Consider the following 15,549-nt stretch of genomic DNA (forward strand, 5'->3'; position numbering starts at 1 on the left):
GTCGGAGAGGGGTTGGGGAGAGGTTCATCGAACTCACGTTAATTTAGTGATCTAACGACACAAGTTAGTGATCTAACAACACAAGTTAGTGATCTAACAACACAAGTTAGTGATCTAACAACACAAGTTAGTGATCTAACAACACAAGTTTTTTTGTAGCGATCGCAAGTCAATTCCTTACCACAACATCAAAATGTCCATTTAAAGATTGACTAGGGTCAATTACTCTACCATTTTTTTATACTAAATCGTAGTCATCTAGGTGAGTATTCATAAAACCTCACGGGGCTGGAATAGCCCCGTTGCTGAAAAGTTTCACTCATCAGGAAGCAATGCGATTTCATGCAATATATGCAACAACTGATGAATTTCTTCGACAGTGTTGTAGTGTGCTAGTCCAATACGAAGTAAGCCGCCACTAGCTGCTACATCTAACTTCTCTATTAAACTGATCGCATAAAAATGTCCATGCCAAGTAAATATACCGCGATCGCCTAATGCTTTAGCCACACTCTCAGGAGTTTTCCCAGCCAGCCGAATTCCGACTGTGGGTGTTCGCCAAGCAAAGCGAGTTGGGTCAGTTATGCCATAAAAGCTGATTCCCGGAATTTCTAAAAGTCCAGGAATTAATTTGTGGCTGAGTTCCCGTTCGTATTGTTGAATGGCAGACATCGCAGTAACTAATGCTGCCCGGCGGCTGTGATAAGCCGAGGTAATGCTTGATGGCTCTGGTGATTTCAGAAACCGGGGACAGCTAAACGTTTGCAACCCTTCTTTGTCGGCTTCAATTAAAGCTGCAACTAACTCGTTATCAATTGAAGGTGAAACATGACAACCGAGTTTAGTTAAATAGTTAATTGCGGCAACTACTCCTGCTAACCCTTCATGATTAAGAGTACCTGTTTCCCAGCGCGAGGGAACTTCATCAGGTGCAGGTTTAACTTTATATGGTTGCAAACGTGCAAGAAGCTCTCGTTTACCATACAAAATACCGACATGGGGGCCAAAGAACTTATAAGCAGAACAGGCGAGAAAGTCGCAACCTAAAGCGTGTACATTAATCGGTGCGTGAGGTACATAGTGAACTGCATCAACAAATACCCAAGCACCTACAGCATGAGCTAAACGCACAATCGCTGCAACATCGCTAATTGTCCCTACAGCGTTGGAAGCATAACCGACAGCAACCAACTTTGTGCGGGGATTAATTAACTTTTCTAGTTCGCTCATGTCTAAGGTGCAATCATCAACATGAATGTCAACAACGCGGATAGTTACACCTTTTTCTTCTAAGGCATACCAAGAGGAAACATTAGCGTAATGATCAAGCCGCGTCACAATAATTTCATCACCTGGTTGCAGTTCTCGACCAATAGCACGACTCAACGCAAAGGTGAGGGTGGTCATATTCGCACCAAATACCACCTCATCACTACTGCATCCCAAAAAATCAGCGATCGCAGCACGTGCCGAGGCGATCGTCGCATCTGTTCGATTACTTGTTACAAAAGCACCATGAGCATTAGCATTTGACCTCACCAGATAATCACTCATCGCATCCAGTACTGCCCCCGGTACTTGAGTACCACCTGGCCCATCAAAGAAAATCGCCTGTTGACCGTTAACTTTTTGTGTCAATGCAGGAAACTGACCACGTATCCATTTTAGGTCGAGACGTTCCATAGCAGACTCCTAGGTTGATAATGTTTTACCTATATTTTGAGCCGCAGCAAAAGATTAAATTTGGTATTTTCTGAAAAGCAAAGGGTGGCTAAATATACAAAATTTATTAACAAATGCACCTTATCTTTACTTAAAGAATACCTAATATATCTCTGCCAGCTTTCAGCAAGCTAGCAGGTCATAACTAAAAAATATACTTCGCTGTCAGATTCAAGATAACTATTAATTCAACAAAAAGTGTTTCTTGTTAAATCTAGTTAATAATATTTAATTCTTAGATATAGATTTAGCAATAATTACTTGCTAGTAAAAATACTCAATTTTATCTATGTTTCACTGTATATTCATTGAAGAATCGACAATATAAGACTCTTTAGCCAAGTATTTTAGTATGGGATCAATTCACCACTAAAAATATAAACTTGTTTAACATCTCCAGAATGAAGGGTATTGTTCAGAGATTGCAAATATTCTTTGCATTTCATTTGATTTAAAAATTGACTATTAATGCAGTTCGTTAGAATGACTATAGTTCTTGCTCATAACTTTTGAAGCAATCTAATATTAGGTATCGTTATGCGTTTTACTAAAATTGCAGCTATCGTCATGGCTGCCAGTGTTGGTATCGGTACAATTTTTGGTGTTGCAACTCCTGCCTCAGCACAAGAAGTAATAACTTGTTCCAGCCAGAATAATCGCAGAAATACTTGTTCAGTACCTACAAGCGGCAGAGTCAGATTGATTAGGCAATTGTCTGATGCCAGTTGTAGAGGAAATTGGGGCTACAGAAGAAATCGTATCTGGGTGAGAAATGGTTGCCGCGCTGAGTTTGCAGTTGGCAATAACAGAAACGATAGGTATGACAGAAGAGACAGATATGACAGAAACGGTAGGTATGACAGAAACGATAGGTACAACAGAAACGATAGGTACGACAGAAACAATAGATATAACAGAAGAGACAGGTATGACAGAGAGGATAGTTATTACAGGAACGATAGATATGACAGACCAGATAACTGGATATATATACGCCGTCGCTAGAAGTTAACATACAGCCATCCCACGGCTTATGGCGATCGAGTTATCAGTTATCAGTTATCAATAAAGAATGAGGTGTTTATATGAAGGTGAAACACCTCACCATCCGCCGTGATCACTGTTTACTGTTTACTGTTCACTGTTTTCAGCGATCGCCATATCTTATGAAAATAATAATTATTATCATTTTGATTGTAGAAACTCTACAAGTTTTTATTTAGTTTTACCTCCTATTAAACCTTATTTACTCAAGCGTTAACCTTGAGATTGGTACATTAGGCACGAGAATGTACTGCTACTCAGGTATTTAAGAATGGTGCTTTCTGCACGCCAGCATCTGACTAAAGAGATATCTTTGGATATAAATTCCAGCAGATACATTACGTCAGACTTGATGCAATCAAGCCAAGTAAAGCAAAAATCTCAGGCTTTGTGGACAGCCTTAGTGTTACTCAGTGTCTTCTTTTGTGTGGAATTGAGTGTCGGAATTTGGAGTCACAGTCTATCACTACTGGCAGATGCAGAACATCTTCTCTCTGATGTGGCCGCTTTAGGTTTAGCAATTATTGCTTCTTGGCTATCTCAATCAATATCTAAACAAACTATCTTCAGCCGTTATCGCCCAGAAATTTTAGCAGCTTTGATTAACGGCATTAGTCTAGCTTGTATCGCAGGTTGGATTGTCAAAGAAGCGGTTGTGAGACTGCAATCTCCAGATGTCGAGATTCTGGGGATACCGATGTTAACAACTGCCTTGATGGGCTTGGGAATTAACAGCTTTAACGCTTTGTATTTGCATGGATGTAGCCATCATGACCTGAATATTCGGGGTGTGTTTTTGCATATCGTGGCAGATATCGCCAGTTCCATCGGTGCGGTGTTAGCTGCGATCGCCGTGCTGTGGTTAAACTGGACATGGGCGGATGGAGTCATTAGTTTATTAGTCGCAGCAGTCATCACTTTTTTTGCGGCTTATTTAGTAATTGAGAGTGTGAAATCGCTGCGGGGTCAAATTAGCGATATTACTAGCGGTACTTGTATGTGTAATTTACCACCAGAAATTTGTGGCGATCGCGATTTGGCAGAAAAAGCTTTATTCCCATCTTTGGAGGAACTGATCCGATGATTTCATTAGTGCAGAAATACTGGCTCCAGAAATACTGGCTCTTATTATGTTGGTTCGTAACTGGCATAGTACTGGCAACTTTAGTATCTTGGGGAACGGCAGAACCACCACTAGTTACTTCCCAACTAAACTATACAACCTTGCCAAACAACCCACCAGAATTTTTATCTAGCCACACGGAACCCAATTTCTACCAATAGTTAACTGCAAACACTTACTTAAATAACAAATCAAAGGCGCACTGCAATGATTTCATTTTTGGAAAAATATAGGCGAGTGCTTGGCTTTGCTATGGCTTGCCTTTTTTCTAGCACACTGCTGACATTTGCTAATCCTAGTTCTGCCTTAGCATCAGGCAACGGAATTAACGTCATCATCATGATTGGCGATGGTATGGGTTGGGAAATGGCGAGAGCCGCAGCATTAGCTAAAGGCACTCCCATGTATACTAGTGGTAAAGGCTCTGGTCTGAGCTTTCAAAACTTAACTGGATATGGGTTGGTCAGTACTTACGGCACAACAATTCAGGGCAATACACCAACTAATCCGACTCAAATACATTTAACAGGTAACTCTGCCCTAGATGGCTCTAATCCCTTGACTGGTAAAAGTCCGGAGCGACCAGACTTTTCATTCAAACCTACCCCCTTCAATCCAGGTATTTATTTTGATGGTGGTACTGAAGATCCTGGTAATATCACAGGTTACGACGTTAACAGAGGTGGCCCTGCTCCTTGGATTCCTCTCACACCTGCGAATCCTGGTAAATATGACAAAGAGTACATCAAGTATAGCTATCCCGACTCTGCTAATACTGCCACCACTTTATACACGGGTGTAAAGAGCTATAACAATGCGATGGGGGTAGACGTTTACGAGCAGAAGTTAAAAACCATCTTGGAAATTGGAAAAGAAAATAGCAAATCTACAGGTCTAGTTACCTCAGTACCTGTCAGTCATGCGACTCCCGGTGCTGCTGCTTCTTTTGTTAATCGTCGTAGCAAGTATGATAGTGTCTACGACCCTACTAAAACTAACCAAGACAGCATTCTGCAACAGATATTACTCAACTTCCAGCCCAATGTCTTGTTAGGTGGTGGACACCCCTTAGATTTTGAAAATAAAACTAATGTAGGCCCAACCTACAATTACAACTACATTACCCAAGATACTTACGAGCATTTACACAATAACCCCACTCCCACAACTAATCGCTACGGTTACACATTTGTCGAACGCGGCCCAAATGCTGCTCAGAAATTGCTAGACACAGCTAAAAAAATTGATCCTAATAAGGGAGGTAAGTTATTTGGCCTCTATGGCGCTCGTGGGCAAAATGGTAATCTTCCTACAAGTTCATCTAAAGGTGATTACAGTACCACAGGTTTAGATAACTTCTCGCTCTACACCTCTGTTGTTAGAGGCGCAAGTGGGACTCCTCCGGTTTGTCCATCTGGAAAGATCATTCCTGGTACTTATAAAGATTGTGTACCTGTGGTTGATAAAAAAGGCAATCCAATTGAACCAAACTTGCCCGCGCCTGATACAGTTCGTCCTCTGTCGCCTGGTGAAACAGACGCTAGCTTTATCGCTAGAGAAGTAAATGAAAACCCGACTTTGGCTGATTTGACAAAAGCTGCTCTGACTGTGCTTGGAAAAGACCAAGATGGCTTTTGGTTAATGGTGGAAGGCGGCGATATTGACTGGGCAGCGCATGACGATAACATAGATAACCTGATTGGTGCTGTGAACGACTTTGATAAAGCAGTCCAAGAGGTTATTACCTGGATTAATGGTCATGGTGGTTGGAGTAAAAATCTTTTACTAGTGACTGCTGACCACGACCATTATTTAACTTTGAATAATGACTTCGTATCAAGGCTTCAGCGTAATTCTAATCCTAATCAAGCCAGAGGATTGAAATATAACGCCAAGGAAATCACATACAACAAGCACAATCCTAAAGATGCTGGTCACTTCTGGGGTTCTGACCCAAGATACAAATATCTTTGGGGTAGCCACAGCCGTCGATTAGTACCTGTCTACTATCAAGGTGCTTATTCTTCAGCGCTAACTAAACTTTTGGGGCAGAATGTCCAGTTTACAGATAGCTCTGGTACTTATACTATCCCTGGCATTCGAGGTGTAGTAGACCAAAGCCATATCTTCCGAACAATGAAAGCTGCTCTGACAGGCTCCGCAGCTTAAGAGCTTTAACGCTTTTGATTGCAGAGATGTGTACCACAAAAACAGGGTGTGGGGTGTAGGGTGTAGGGGATGGAGAAAAAACTTTAGTTCTGGGTCTAAAGCCCAGTTAAAAAAAGATGTATTTCGACACACGAAGTGCGATGAAATGAGTGCATCCTTGTTTTCAATCCCATATTTTTAAACTTGGGTCACTACACCCCACACCCTTCCCCCTACACCCTTTTGAACGCATCTCTGCCTCTGCAAATTATTAAGGTAAAAATCATGTTCAGAAGATCAGCTGTTGCAACAATAGGAACTGTTTTAACTTTTGCTGTTGGGCAAACATTACCTGCCCAAGCTGCAATCATTAGATATGATTTCTCTAATACTGATAAAACTCTTGTCGGTAATTTTTCATTCGATCAAGCAGCTACAAAAGACCAATTAGTTACAGTTGCCGAAGGACTAAAGATTTTTGCTTCCTATGGTGGAAAGACATATACCGAAGCTAATGATTCTTTGGCATCAGTTTTTACCAACTTACAGGGGAAAATTCCCCCAAATCAGGGTTTGGGATTGCAATTTGTAGTGCCTGATGTTTTCACAGTCAACGCTGAAAATTTTATTGATGTCGCCACTGTTCAAACTGTTGCTTACACTGCCCATTCCATCCCAGAGCCAAGCGCCATGCTAGGGTTATCTATTGTTGGATTAGGTTTTTTGGTGGCTAAAAAGAAACACTTTGCTAAAAAGACGAAAGTTAGCTAAAGGCGTTGGCATAGTGATCGCTCAATAACATAAAATTGCACAATCAAGCAATCATTTTTGTAAGGTGGGCATTTGACCCACCTTATATGCTGTTAATAGATGAGTATGTAACCTAATGATTTAGGATTAAAGTTGAAACTCAGTAAGTAATTTAGGTCAGACTTGATGCAATCAAGCCAAGTAAAGCAAAAATCTCAGGCTTTGTGGACAGCCTTAGTGTTACTCAGTGTCTTCTTTTGTGTGGAATTGAGTGTCGGAATTTGGAGTCACAGTCTATCACTACTGGCAGATGCCGAACATCTTCTGTCTGATGTCGCCGCTTTAGGTTTAGCAATTATTGCATCCTGGCTATCTCAATCAATATCTAAACAAACTATCTTCAGCCGTTATCGCCCAGAAATTTTAGCAGCTTTGATTAACGGCATTAGTCTAGCTTGTATTGCAGGTTGGATTGTCAAAGAAGCTTTGGTGAGACTGCAATCTCCAGATGTCGAGATTCTGGGGATACCGATGTTAACAACTGCTTTGATGGGCTTGGGAATTAACAGCTTTAACGCTTTGTATTTGCATGGATGTAGCCATCATGACCTGAATATTCGGGGTGTGTTTCTGCATATCGTGGCAGATATCGCCAGTTCCATCGGTGCGGTGTTAGCTGCGATCGCCGTGCTGTGGTTAAACTGGACATGGGCGGATGGAGTCATCAGTTTGTTAGTCGCAGCAGTCATCACTTTTTTTGCGGCTTATTTAGTAATTGAGAGTGTGAAATCGCTGCGGGGTCAAATTAGCGATATTACTAACGGTGCTTGTATGTGTAATTTACCACCGGAAATTTGTGGCGATCGCGATTTGGCAGAAAAAGCTTTGTTTCCAACTTTGGAGGAACTAATTAAATGAACTCTTTAATTAGTCAACAGTTGAGCAATTACAGTAACTAAATCATCTGGTTCTACAGGCTTAGAAATATGCTTTTGAAAACCTGCTGTTATCGCCTGCTTTTCATTAATTTCTCCAGCATAGGCTGTTAATGCGATCGCTGGGATATTTCCGCCTTTTTCTGGTGGTAGCTTTCTCACTTGCTGCAATAACATATAGCCATCTATTTGTGGCATTCCAATATCACTTAACAAGATATTTGGTTGAAACTGGCTCAAAGCTGCAAGTGCTTCAATTGCGGAACCTGCCATTGCTACGTTTGCGCCTTCTTGTTCCAACACAAAAGCCACAAACTCACGGCTATCAGCATCATCATCTACTACTAAAACTTTGATGCCATTTAAGTCTAAAGCTTGCTCCATCTTTCTACCATCCTGATTTGTTGGAGATTGAGTCAGCATTAGTGGTAATCTCACTGTAAAGGTTGCTCCTCTTCCTTCTCCTGGGCTGTCAGCAAATACTGTACCACCATGCAACTCCACTAAATTGCGGACAATTGCCAGCCCTAAGCCTAAACCACCGAACTTTCTGGTTGTTGTACTATCAGCCTGACGGAAGTAATCAAAAACATAAGGGAGAAACTCTAAAGAAATGCCTTTGCCAGTATCGCTAACTTTAATTTGCGCCATAGAGTCAAAGCGTTCTAGTTTAATTTCTACTTGCCCTCCTGTTGGCGTAAACTTAATCGCATTCGAGAGTAAATTCCAAACAACTTGTTGTAAGCGGCTGGAATCGCCAGCAACTTCTCCTACATTCGAGGCCAGCATCGTTTGTATTTTTATTGACTTAGCTTCAGCCGCCAGTAGTACCGTTTCCATCGCGCCGCTAATTACCGAGGTCAAATCGACAGGGGTAACATTCAGATTCAATTTGCCTTGAAGAATTCGAGACACATCTAACAAATCTTCAATCAGTTGGGCTTGTAATTTGGCATTACGCTCGATAGTGTTTAAAGCTTCAGTTATCTTTGCTGGGTTTAATTTTTGGGTCTGGAGTAACCGCGACCATCCAAGGATGGGGTTGAGGGGTGTACGCAACTCATGGGACAGCACTGCTAAAAATTCATCTTTGATGCGGTTTGCCTGTTCTGCTTCTGCCCGTGCTGCTTGTTCTTGTTGCAATAAACGCTCTCGTTCAGCTTCTGCTTGCTTGCGATCAGTTACATCTAATATCAGCGATAATACTGAATTCATTCGCCCAAATTCGTCTTTCAAGCTGGAATTATACCACTCACAATGAACTATCGAACCATCCTTTCTGTAATTGCGGTTGTAGGAAAACACTTGCGTTTCTTCCCCAATTACAAGGCGTTCACAAGCTTTACCGACTGCCTCGGCATCTTCCTCAAAAACAAATCGTAACTCTGTTAACAGCTTGCCAACAGCTTCGTCTGCTGTCCATCCCAAGATGCGTTCTGCTGCCTCAGACCAACGAATCACGCGAAAGTCTCGATCCCACTCAATTACTCCCATTGGCGTGTTATCAACATGGAAATTTAACCTTTGTAGGGCTTGCCGCAGTTTTTCCTCAGCCTGTTTTCGTTCAGTAATATCCCGCCAAGCAATTACACCACCCCTTCTCTGTCCATCCTGATTCAGAATTGGCCCAGCATTGCAGAGGATGCTGATTTTTTCACCATTGGGACGCTGTATTACCCACTCCTCATCTGTGACAACTTCGCCATGTTTCACTGCACGGGTTAAGGGTAATTCCTCTGGTGTAGGGCGGGTAATGCCGTCAGCGCAGAAAAAACCCCACTTCTCTGGATGTTGGCTTGCCGGAATTCCTTCGATTATGTCAGGCGATCGCCCAATTAACTCCTGCCCATACTTACTCACACGGCGAATGGTGACATCTGGTGCATCGGCAATGGTAATACCTTCAGGAATGTATTCCATAATCGCATCGAGAATTTGCCTTCCTTCTCGCCATCCTACTTCTGCTTGCTTACGTTGGGTTAAATCTAAAAAGAAACCAATAATTTCTTGTTGTTGATCGTAGGGTTCTTGTAGTAAGACTGACCCAATCAGAATTGGTACGCGGGTACCATCTTTGCGGATGTATTCTTTCTCAAACGGCGTAGCAATGCCTGTGGTTCTCAGTTCTTCTATTGCTTTGGCATCCAAGGGCAAAAATTCTGGTGGAGTCATTTGCATCCATTGGATATTACCTGAGAGCAAATCTTCTCGGTTATAGCCAACCATATTGAGGAAATAATCATTGGCGTAGTGAATTCCTCCGGTAAAGTTACCGAAGGCCACACCAAACATATTAGATTCCACAAGGCGGCGGAACCGCTTTTCGCTAATACTTTCTAATGCTGCTACTAGCTTACTCTCGGCTTCTGGTGTTGTTTCTCTGTGATCTTTATGGGTTACAGTTGGTTGAGCAAAGCTACGGGCAACCTGTTCAACCAATTCTGAACGCGAAATTCCTTGCTTTTGAGCCTCTTGTTCTAGCAACTGCCAGGCAGTAGCGGTAAGTGTCACACTAAATCGCTGTTTGGCTTCAGATTCCCAATTACTAACAAATTTACCTGTGCTATCCCGCTTCATGAGGTACTTCCCGTATATATACACGGTCAATTCCATTCAATCTTATACCAATTTGAAAAAAGAATGCGACAGATGGAACCAAGGAAAGTCTTGCTAACTCTGAGTTTTTCAACTGCGAATTGCGAATTGCGAATTGGTATTACTTTTAGCTAAACAAAAATCTGTCTTGAGGCGGAGTAAGTTTAAATACTTAGGTAAGAGGTTTAGTTGTTGATATTTTGCTAGCATTAACCCCTAAATTATTTGTCTAAACTTAAACCTGAAACCTTGAAAATAACCAATAATCAGGCTTTTTCAGTTTTCTCGTCTTGACTTTTACTAAAAAATCCTGACAAAATTAGCGGATTGACCCTTACTATTGCGCTGTAAACTACTTTTACAGGAGTTCAATAGGTAAAAGCGGTCTTGGAAAAATTATTAAAAATATCGAGAATTATTGATACTTTTACAGAACGGATTGGTCGATATGCCAGTTGGTTAGTATTAGTAATGGTCATCCTAGGCGTATGGAATGTTATCGGGCGATATTTAGGGCGGATTACTGGTAACAATCTAACTTCCAACGCTTATATAGAAACTCAATGGTATATTTTTGATTTAATTTTTTTCTTAGGGGCAGCTTATACTCTCAAACATAATGAACACGTCCGCGTTGATATTTTTTATAGTAATTGGCCACGTCGGCGTAAAGCAATTGCAGACTTATTAGGAACTCTATTTTTCTTAATTCCTTTCTGCATTATGGTGATTATTTTTTCTTGGGATACTATTGTTGCATCATGGCAGATTCAGGAAGCCTCATCTGATCCGGGTGGATTGCCCCGCTACCCAATTAAAGCCATGATTATCGTTGGCTTTGTATTGGTAATTATCCAAGGAATTTCGCAAGCAATTAAAAATTTAGCAATTATTCAAGGCAGACTAGAACCCCAGGAGGAAAACCATGACACTGGATTATGAATGGCTGGGGCCACTGATGTTTGCTGGTGCTTTGGTTTTATTATCTTCAGGATATCCCGTAGCTTTTGCATTGGGTGGGGTAGCCATTTTATTCGGATTGTTGGGAATTGGGTTAGGTGTATTTGACCCGATATTTCTGACGGCGATGCCACAGAGAATTTTTGGCATTATGGCTAACTATACCCTGTTAGCAATTCCCTATTTTATTTTTATGGGAGCAATGTTAGAAAAGTCTGGCATTGCTGAAAGACTTCTAGAAACGATGGGGATTTTGTTAGGACGCTTGCGTGGTGGACTAGCGTTAGCCGTCGTGTTGGTAGGTGCATTATTAGCAGCAACCACTGGTGTAGTAGCCGCCACAGTTGTCGCAATGGGTTTAATTTCTCTACCAATCATGCTGCGCTATGGATACAACAAAGAATTAGCTACTGGTGTAATTGCTGCATCAGGAACCTTGGGACAAATTATTCCGCCGAGTGTGGTGTTGGTAGTATTGGGCGATCAACTGGGTGTATCGGTAGGGGATTTATTTATTGGTTCTGTGATTCCCGGTTTGATGATGGCTAGTGCTTTTGCGCTTCATGTATTAATTGTGGCTTTTCTCAGACCAGATGTAGCACCTGCTTTACCTAAAGAAGTTAGAGAAATTGGCGGTAAAGCCTTGGGTAAAAGGGTGATTCAAGTGATGATACCGCCCTTAATCCTGATTTTATTAGTATTGGGAAGTATATTTTTTGGCTTTGCCACACCCACAGAAGCAGGTGCAGTTGGTTGTGCAGGTGCGATCGCACTGGCATTGGCTAATCGTCAACTCAGTTTAGAATCTTTACGGCAAGTCTGCGATACTACCTTGCGAATCACCAGTATGGTGGTTTTTATCCTCTTTGGTTCCACAGCATTTAGCTTAGTTTTCCGGGGATTGAACGGCGATCAATTTATGTTTGATGTTTTATCCAACCTCCCTGGCGGAAAAGTCGGCTTTTTGCTGGTTAGCATGACCGTAGTATTTATCCTTGGCTTCTTCATCGACTTTTTCGAGATTGCGTTTATCGTAATTCCTTTATTTGTCCCAGTTGCCCAAAAGTTAGGAATTGACTTAGTTTGGTACGGTGTAGTTTTGGGTGCAAATTTGCAAACATCATTCCTCACACCTCCCTTTGGCTTTGCCTTATTTTACCTACGAGGTGTAGCACCACCAGAAGTCACAACCTCAGATATTTATCGCGGTGTAGTACCATTTATTTTGCTGCAACTTCTAGTGCTGGTACTCATCATAATTTTCCCTGGAATTGTCAGTTTCTTACCCTCATTAGGAGGATAAAATAAACTCTTAATTAACCCGAACTCAAGTTAATTACTCTCTGCGTAACTTTGCGTTAAAAATACTCCTGCTATAGAACTCTTGCAAAAGTGTTTTGTGGTATGATTAAGGGTTTGACAATTTGTAATTAATAAATTCGATTAGCAGTGAAATTTGGGAGAGCTAAACAGCTGACTTCAAAGAAATTTAAGCGCATGAGTGGAGTAAGCCGTCAAACCTTTGAATTAATGGTTGATGTAGTTAAAGCTGAGACTCAAAAGAAAAAGAAACCAGGTCGTACTCCGAAATTAATTATTGAAGACCAAGTTTTGATGGTTCTACAATATTGGAGAGAGTACCGCACCTATTACCATATCGGATTGGATTGGGGGCTTTCAGAATCCGCAGTATGTCGAACAGTGTATAAAATTGAAAACATTTTGATTAGTTCAAGAAAGTTTAGCTTACCAGGAAAGAAAGAACTATTAAAGATGTCTTCTCAAGAAGATTTGGTTGTGATGGATGTGACTGAAAGTCCAATTGAAAGACCAAAAAGAGGTCAAAAGAAATTTTTTAGCGGTAAAACTGGAGAACATACTTTAAAAACCCAATTAGTTATTCACCAAAAAACAAGCCAAATCATCTGTTTAGGGCATGGTAAAGGAAGAATTCATGATTTTCGATTATTTAAAACCAGTGGTGTAAGGTTTTGTGAATTACTAAAAGTTATAGCGGACAAAGGATATCAAGGCATTGCCAAAATTCATAAATTAAGTGAAACACCGATTAAGAAACCGAAAGGAAAAAAGTTAGCTAAAGAACAGAAAGAATTTAATCGAGAACTGAACCGATTAAGAATTGTTGTTGAACACGTTAATCGTCGTCTGAAGATTTTCAATATTTTATCTAACCAATATCGTAATCGTCATCGCAGATTTGGTTTAAGGTCTAATTTAATTGCCGGAATCTACAATTTTGAATTAGCTTTAAAAGCTTAAATAAAACTTCATTAATCCTGAAAATTCAGTCAATAAATAATTGCTGAATCAGGTTGTTATGTCAATTTTTTAGTTCGTTATTTTCTAGCAATAGATAATATTAGGAATTTTGTAAATTTTGGCTATTTGAACTTCTCTAACGTGCAGAAAAATAACCCTTTATTATACCAGAAAATATTTATGCAAGAGTTCTAGTAAAGATATTGGTACTGTGTACAGCAAATGACAATCTAAAGCTTGCAGTTGTTCGCTACGGTCGAGAAAAATTTGGTCGTGGTTTGTGCGTCCATCTTCTTGCGGTATGGGTACAATTCGGTCTAAGTTATCAGCAATTAATACTAGTTGAGAATATCCTGAAGGTAAGTTATTTTTAGCATCTTGAATAAACTCATTTAACGCTGCAATCAAAGTAACTGTATGGGGATTAATGCGTTCTCGAATTTTTTGGCGTTGAGTCGGTTCTGCTCGCAAATTTGCTGTTAATTTGGCGAATTGTGAAATCTGAGTTTCTATACTTAAGCTTTCTAAAGAAACTTCAGTTAATGCTACATCTTTTAAATCTTGCCAACGGTCTTTTAACCAATTCAATAAACTAGTCGGGGAAGTCTGTTTTTTTAATGCTTCTACTAAGTGGCGGGTACAAGCTAAAAGAATATCAGTATATTGAGCATCTTCTGGATCGATATCTTCTTCATCGGCGGGAAAATAAACTACAAAGCAACCTTGCTCATCTAAAAATTTCTGAAGCCGCAGCAATTCTGTAGATTTACCAGCACCGCGATGACCTGCATAAAGTTGCGAGGTCATTCTGTCTGAGTATAAAATCTCTCTGCCGATTTCTACTAATATGTCCCCGTCTCCCCGCACTTTTGTACAATCAACATAAGCGGGATCGCCTGCGGGTAAAGGGCGAAATGGGTCAAAAACATTGTATATCCGCTTTAAAAGCGCAAAATTCGAGGTCATAAATATGATCAGCTGAATTTAGCGTCATATTATCGCAAACTTACGGATATAGGTAGACAATTGAACGGTTGGAATTGTAAATCATCTTTGCAAATAAAGAATGACAAATGACGAACTGAACAGAGTATTGATGTATAGGACTCATATTTGATTTATGAAACACACGTAGGGTGTCTTATTGACGAGAGTACGGCACCAAGACCTGAAAGACGGTGCGTTAGGCTAAAGCCATAACACACCATACATATACTTAGATTTTTTCGATAATCAAATCGGATTTTTATATGCTTACAGGAACTTTCAGCAGCTATCAGAGTCTATAAGGTATTGTCTTTTGAGGGTTAAGCGTCTAACAATACATACTACAAGTTTTTAGCTAAATAGCGTTGTTATATTTATTTATATTTTCACGGCGAATGGTAGAGGATTAGTGGCTAAATTTCAATTTAAAATTCAAAGTTACCAATTACTCTGTTGGAAATTTGTGTATAGTTTATGCTTTCAATCAAGTGGAAGTTTTTTATAATTTTGGTACTCAGTATCTTTGCTACTGCTGGTACTAGTCTGTATATTACTTACCATCAAACTCCGGCAAATCTTGTAAGTACAGCAGATGAAGAGAAACCTCAATTTTCAGTCATGCATAATTCTGAAAATAGTGAGGTTTACCCTGAACGAGTTGATTATCAAACTATACCTTTAGATAGTCTAAATTCTGTGCTTCAAGGCAGTAATCCTACAAACTTGGCACTAAGTGTAATTGAAGATGTAGAGCCAGAAAAAGGAACTCATAAGATAGAGGTAGTTTATCCACAACACAACCAGGCTTTGGTAACAATTACGCATATCCCTGCCAAGCGCAAATCAGCCAAGTTTATTAAATATAGAGTAGAGATGAATACCTTTGGGCGATCGCTGTTAATTAGTTCTCCACCTGTTTGGCAAATTATTTGGGCTGGCTCCCAGATACAATGTAAAACTGGGAGTCGCCTTAACAAACAATGTAATTAGTCATTCGTCATTGGT

Annotated in this window: 12 protein-coding genes and 1 pseudogene; 10 read left to right on the plus strand and 3 right to left on the minus strand. The window is 40.4% G+C overall.

The features are described from left to right. Window positions 1-315: 315 nt before the first annotated feature. The gene (locus H6G76_RS08465; RefSeq protein ID WP_190698360.1) at window positions 316-1,683 is read right to left on the minus strand and encodes a cysteine desulfurase-like protein; all 1,368 of its coding nucleotides are present in this window, start codon (window positions 1,681-1,683) and stop codon (window positions 316-318) included. Between the two features lie 576 nt (window positions 1,684-2,259). Here H6G76_RS08465 and H6G76_RS08470 point away from each other — a divergent pair. The 6 genes from H6G76_RS08470 to H6G76_RS08495 all read left to right on the plus strand — a co-directional run bounded on the left by H6G76_RS08470 (window position 2,260) and on the right by H6G76_RS08495 (window position 7,705). Further along, window positions 2,260-2,727, plus strand: a complete 468-nt coding sequence (locus tag H6G76_RS08470; RefSeq protein ID WP_190698363.1) for a DUF3011 domain-containing protein — start codon at window positions 2,260-2,262, stop codon at window positions 2,725-2,727. Between the two features lie 310 nt (window positions 2,728-3,037). Beyond that, window positions 3,038-3,850, plus strand: a complete 813-nt coding sequence (locus tag H6G76_RS08475; protein WP_190698366.1) for a cation diffusion facilitator family transporter — start codon at window positions 3,038-3,040, stop codon at window positions 3,848-3,850. Next, on the plus strand, window positions 3,847-4,050 hold the full coding sequence (locus H6G76_RS08480; RefSeq protein WP_190698369.1) for a hypothetical protein: 204 nt from the start codon (window positions 3,847-3,849) through the stop codon (window positions 4,048-4,050). The genes H6G76_RS08475 and H6G76_RS08480 overlap by 4 nt, the downstream gene beginning before the upstream one ends. Window positions 4,051-4,096: 46 nt before the next feature. Continuing rightward, entirely contained in the window at window positions 4,097-6,058 is a 1,962-nt protein-coding gene (locus H6G76_RS08485; RefSeq protein ID WP_190698371.1) for an alkaline phosphatase, read from the plus strand. Between the two features lie 264 nt (window positions 6,059-6,322). Continuing rightward, a complete protein-coding gene (locus H6G76_RS08490) occupies window positions 6,323-6,808 on the plus strand; it encodes a PEP-CTERM sorting domain-containing protein (protein ID WP_190698374.1) in 486 nt (161 codons plus the stop codon). Window positions 6,809-6,973: 165 nt separating this feature from the next. Then, on the plus strand, window positions 6,974-7,705 hold the full coding sequence (locus tag H6G76_RS08495) for a cation diffusion facilitator family transporter (protein WP_190698377.1): 732 nt from the start codon (window positions 6,974-6,976) through the stop codon (window positions 7,703-7,705). Window positions 7,706-7,710: 5 nt separating this feature from the next. Here H6G76_RS08495 and H6G76_RS08500 read toward each other — a convergent pair whose 3' ends face one another. After that, window positions 7,711-10,299 carry a PAS domain S-box protein gene (locus tag H6G76_RS08500; RefSeq protein WP_190698380.1) on the minus strand — a complete coding sequence of 863 codons (2,589 nt, stop codon included), beginning with the start codon at window positions 10,297-10,299 and terminating at the stop codon, window positions 7,711-7,713. Window positions 10,300-10,704: 405 nt separating this feature from the next. On the opposite strand from H6G76_RS08500, the gene H6G76_RS08505 reads away from it, so the two are divergent. From H6G76_RS08505 to H6G76_RS08515, 3 genes are all read left to right on the plus strand, one after another. Then, window positions 10,705-11,259 carry a TRAP transporter small permease subunit gene (locus H6G76_RS08505; protein WP_190698382.1) on the plus strand — a complete coding sequence of 185 codons (555 nt, stop codon included), beginning with the start codon at window positions 10,705-10,707 and terminating at the stop codon, window positions 11,257-11,259. After that, the gene (locus H6G76_RS08510; RefSeq protein WP_190698385.1) at window positions 11,243-12,580 is read left to right on the plus strand and encodes a TRAP transporter large permease subunit; all 1,338 of its coding nucleotides are present in this window, start codon (window positions 11,243-11,245) and stop codon (window positions 12,578-12,580) included. Before H6G76_RS08505 ends, H6G76_RS08510 begins: the two co-directional genes overlap by 17 nt. Window positions 12,581-12,726: 146 nt before the next feature. After that, entirely contained in the window at window positions 12,727-13,557 is an 831-nt protein-coding gene (locus H6G76_RS08515; protein WP_313934756.1) for an IS5 family transposase, read from the plus strand. 192 nt (window positions 13,558-13,749) lie between these two features. On the opposite strand, the pseudogene H6G76_RS08520 reads toward H6G76_RS08515, so the two are convergent. Further along, a pseudogene (locus H6G76_RS08520) lies at window positions 13,750-14,523 on the minus strand (ATP-binding protein); the annotation flags it as partial. A gap of 495 nt (window positions 14,524-15,018) precedes the next feature. Between H6G76_RS08520 and H6G76_RS08525 the strand changes: the two are divergent. Continuing rightward, window positions 15,019-15,534, plus strand: coding sequence for a hypothetical protein (locus tag H6G76_RS08525; RefSeq protein ID WP_190698392.1), 516 nt, complete (start codon window positions 15,019-15,021; stop codon window positions 15,532-15,534). The last annotated feature ends 15 nt before the right edge of the window (window positions 15,535-15,549 follow it).

Origin of the sequence: Nostoc sp. FACHB-152 (genome assembly GCF_014697475.1) — a bacterium.
In the GTDB taxonomy this organism is placed as follows: Bacteria; Cyanobacteriota; Cyanobacteriia; order Cyanobacteriales; family Nostocaceae; genus Nostoc_B.

What these genes read in the sequence shown, in the direction of transcription:
- H6G76_RS08465 (WP_190698360.1), bottom strand. Translation starts at nt 1,683, where the DNA reads ATGGAACGTCTCGACCTAAAATGGATACGTGGTCAGTTTCCTGCATTG.
- H6G76_RS08470 (WP_190698363.1), top strand. Translation starts at nt 2,260, where the DNA reads ATGCGTTTTACTAAAATTGCAGCTATCGTCATGGCTGCCAGTGTTGGT.
- H6G76_RS08475 (WP_190698366.1), top strand. Translation starts at nt 3,038, where the DNA reads ATGGTGCTTTCTGCACGCCAGCATCTGACTAAAGAGATATCTTTGGAT.
- H6G76_RS08480 (WP_190698369.1), top strand. Translation starts at nt 3,847, where the DNA reads ATGATTTCATTAGTGCAGAAATACTGGCTCCAGAAATACTGGCTCTTA.
- H6G76_RS08485 (WP_190698371.1), top strand. Translation starts at nt 4,097, where the DNA reads ATGATTTCATTTTTGGAAAAATATAGGCGAGTGCTTGGCTTTGCTATG.
- H6G76_RS08490 (WP_190698374.1), top strand. Translation starts at nt 6,323, where the DNA reads ATGTTCAGAAGATCAGCTGTTGCAACAATAGGAACTGTTTTAACTTTT.
- H6G76_RS08495 (WP_190698377.1), top strand. Translation starts at nt 6,974, where the DNA reads ATGCAATCAAGCCAAGTAAAGCAAAAATCTCAGGCTTTGTGGACAGCC.
- H6G76_RS08500 (WP_190698380.1), bottom strand. Translation starts at nt 10,299, where the DNA reads ATGAAGCGGGATAGCACAGGTAAATTTGTTAGTAATTGGGAATCTGAA.
- H6G76_RS08510 (WP_190698385.1), top strand. Translation starts at nt 11,243, where the DNA reads ATGACACTGGATTATGAATGGCTGGGGCCACTGATGTTTGCTGGTGCT.
- H6G76_RS08525 (WP_190698392.1), top strand. Translation starts at nt 15,019, where the DNA reads ATGCTTTCAATCAAGTGGAAGTTTTTTATAATTTTGGTACTCAGTATC.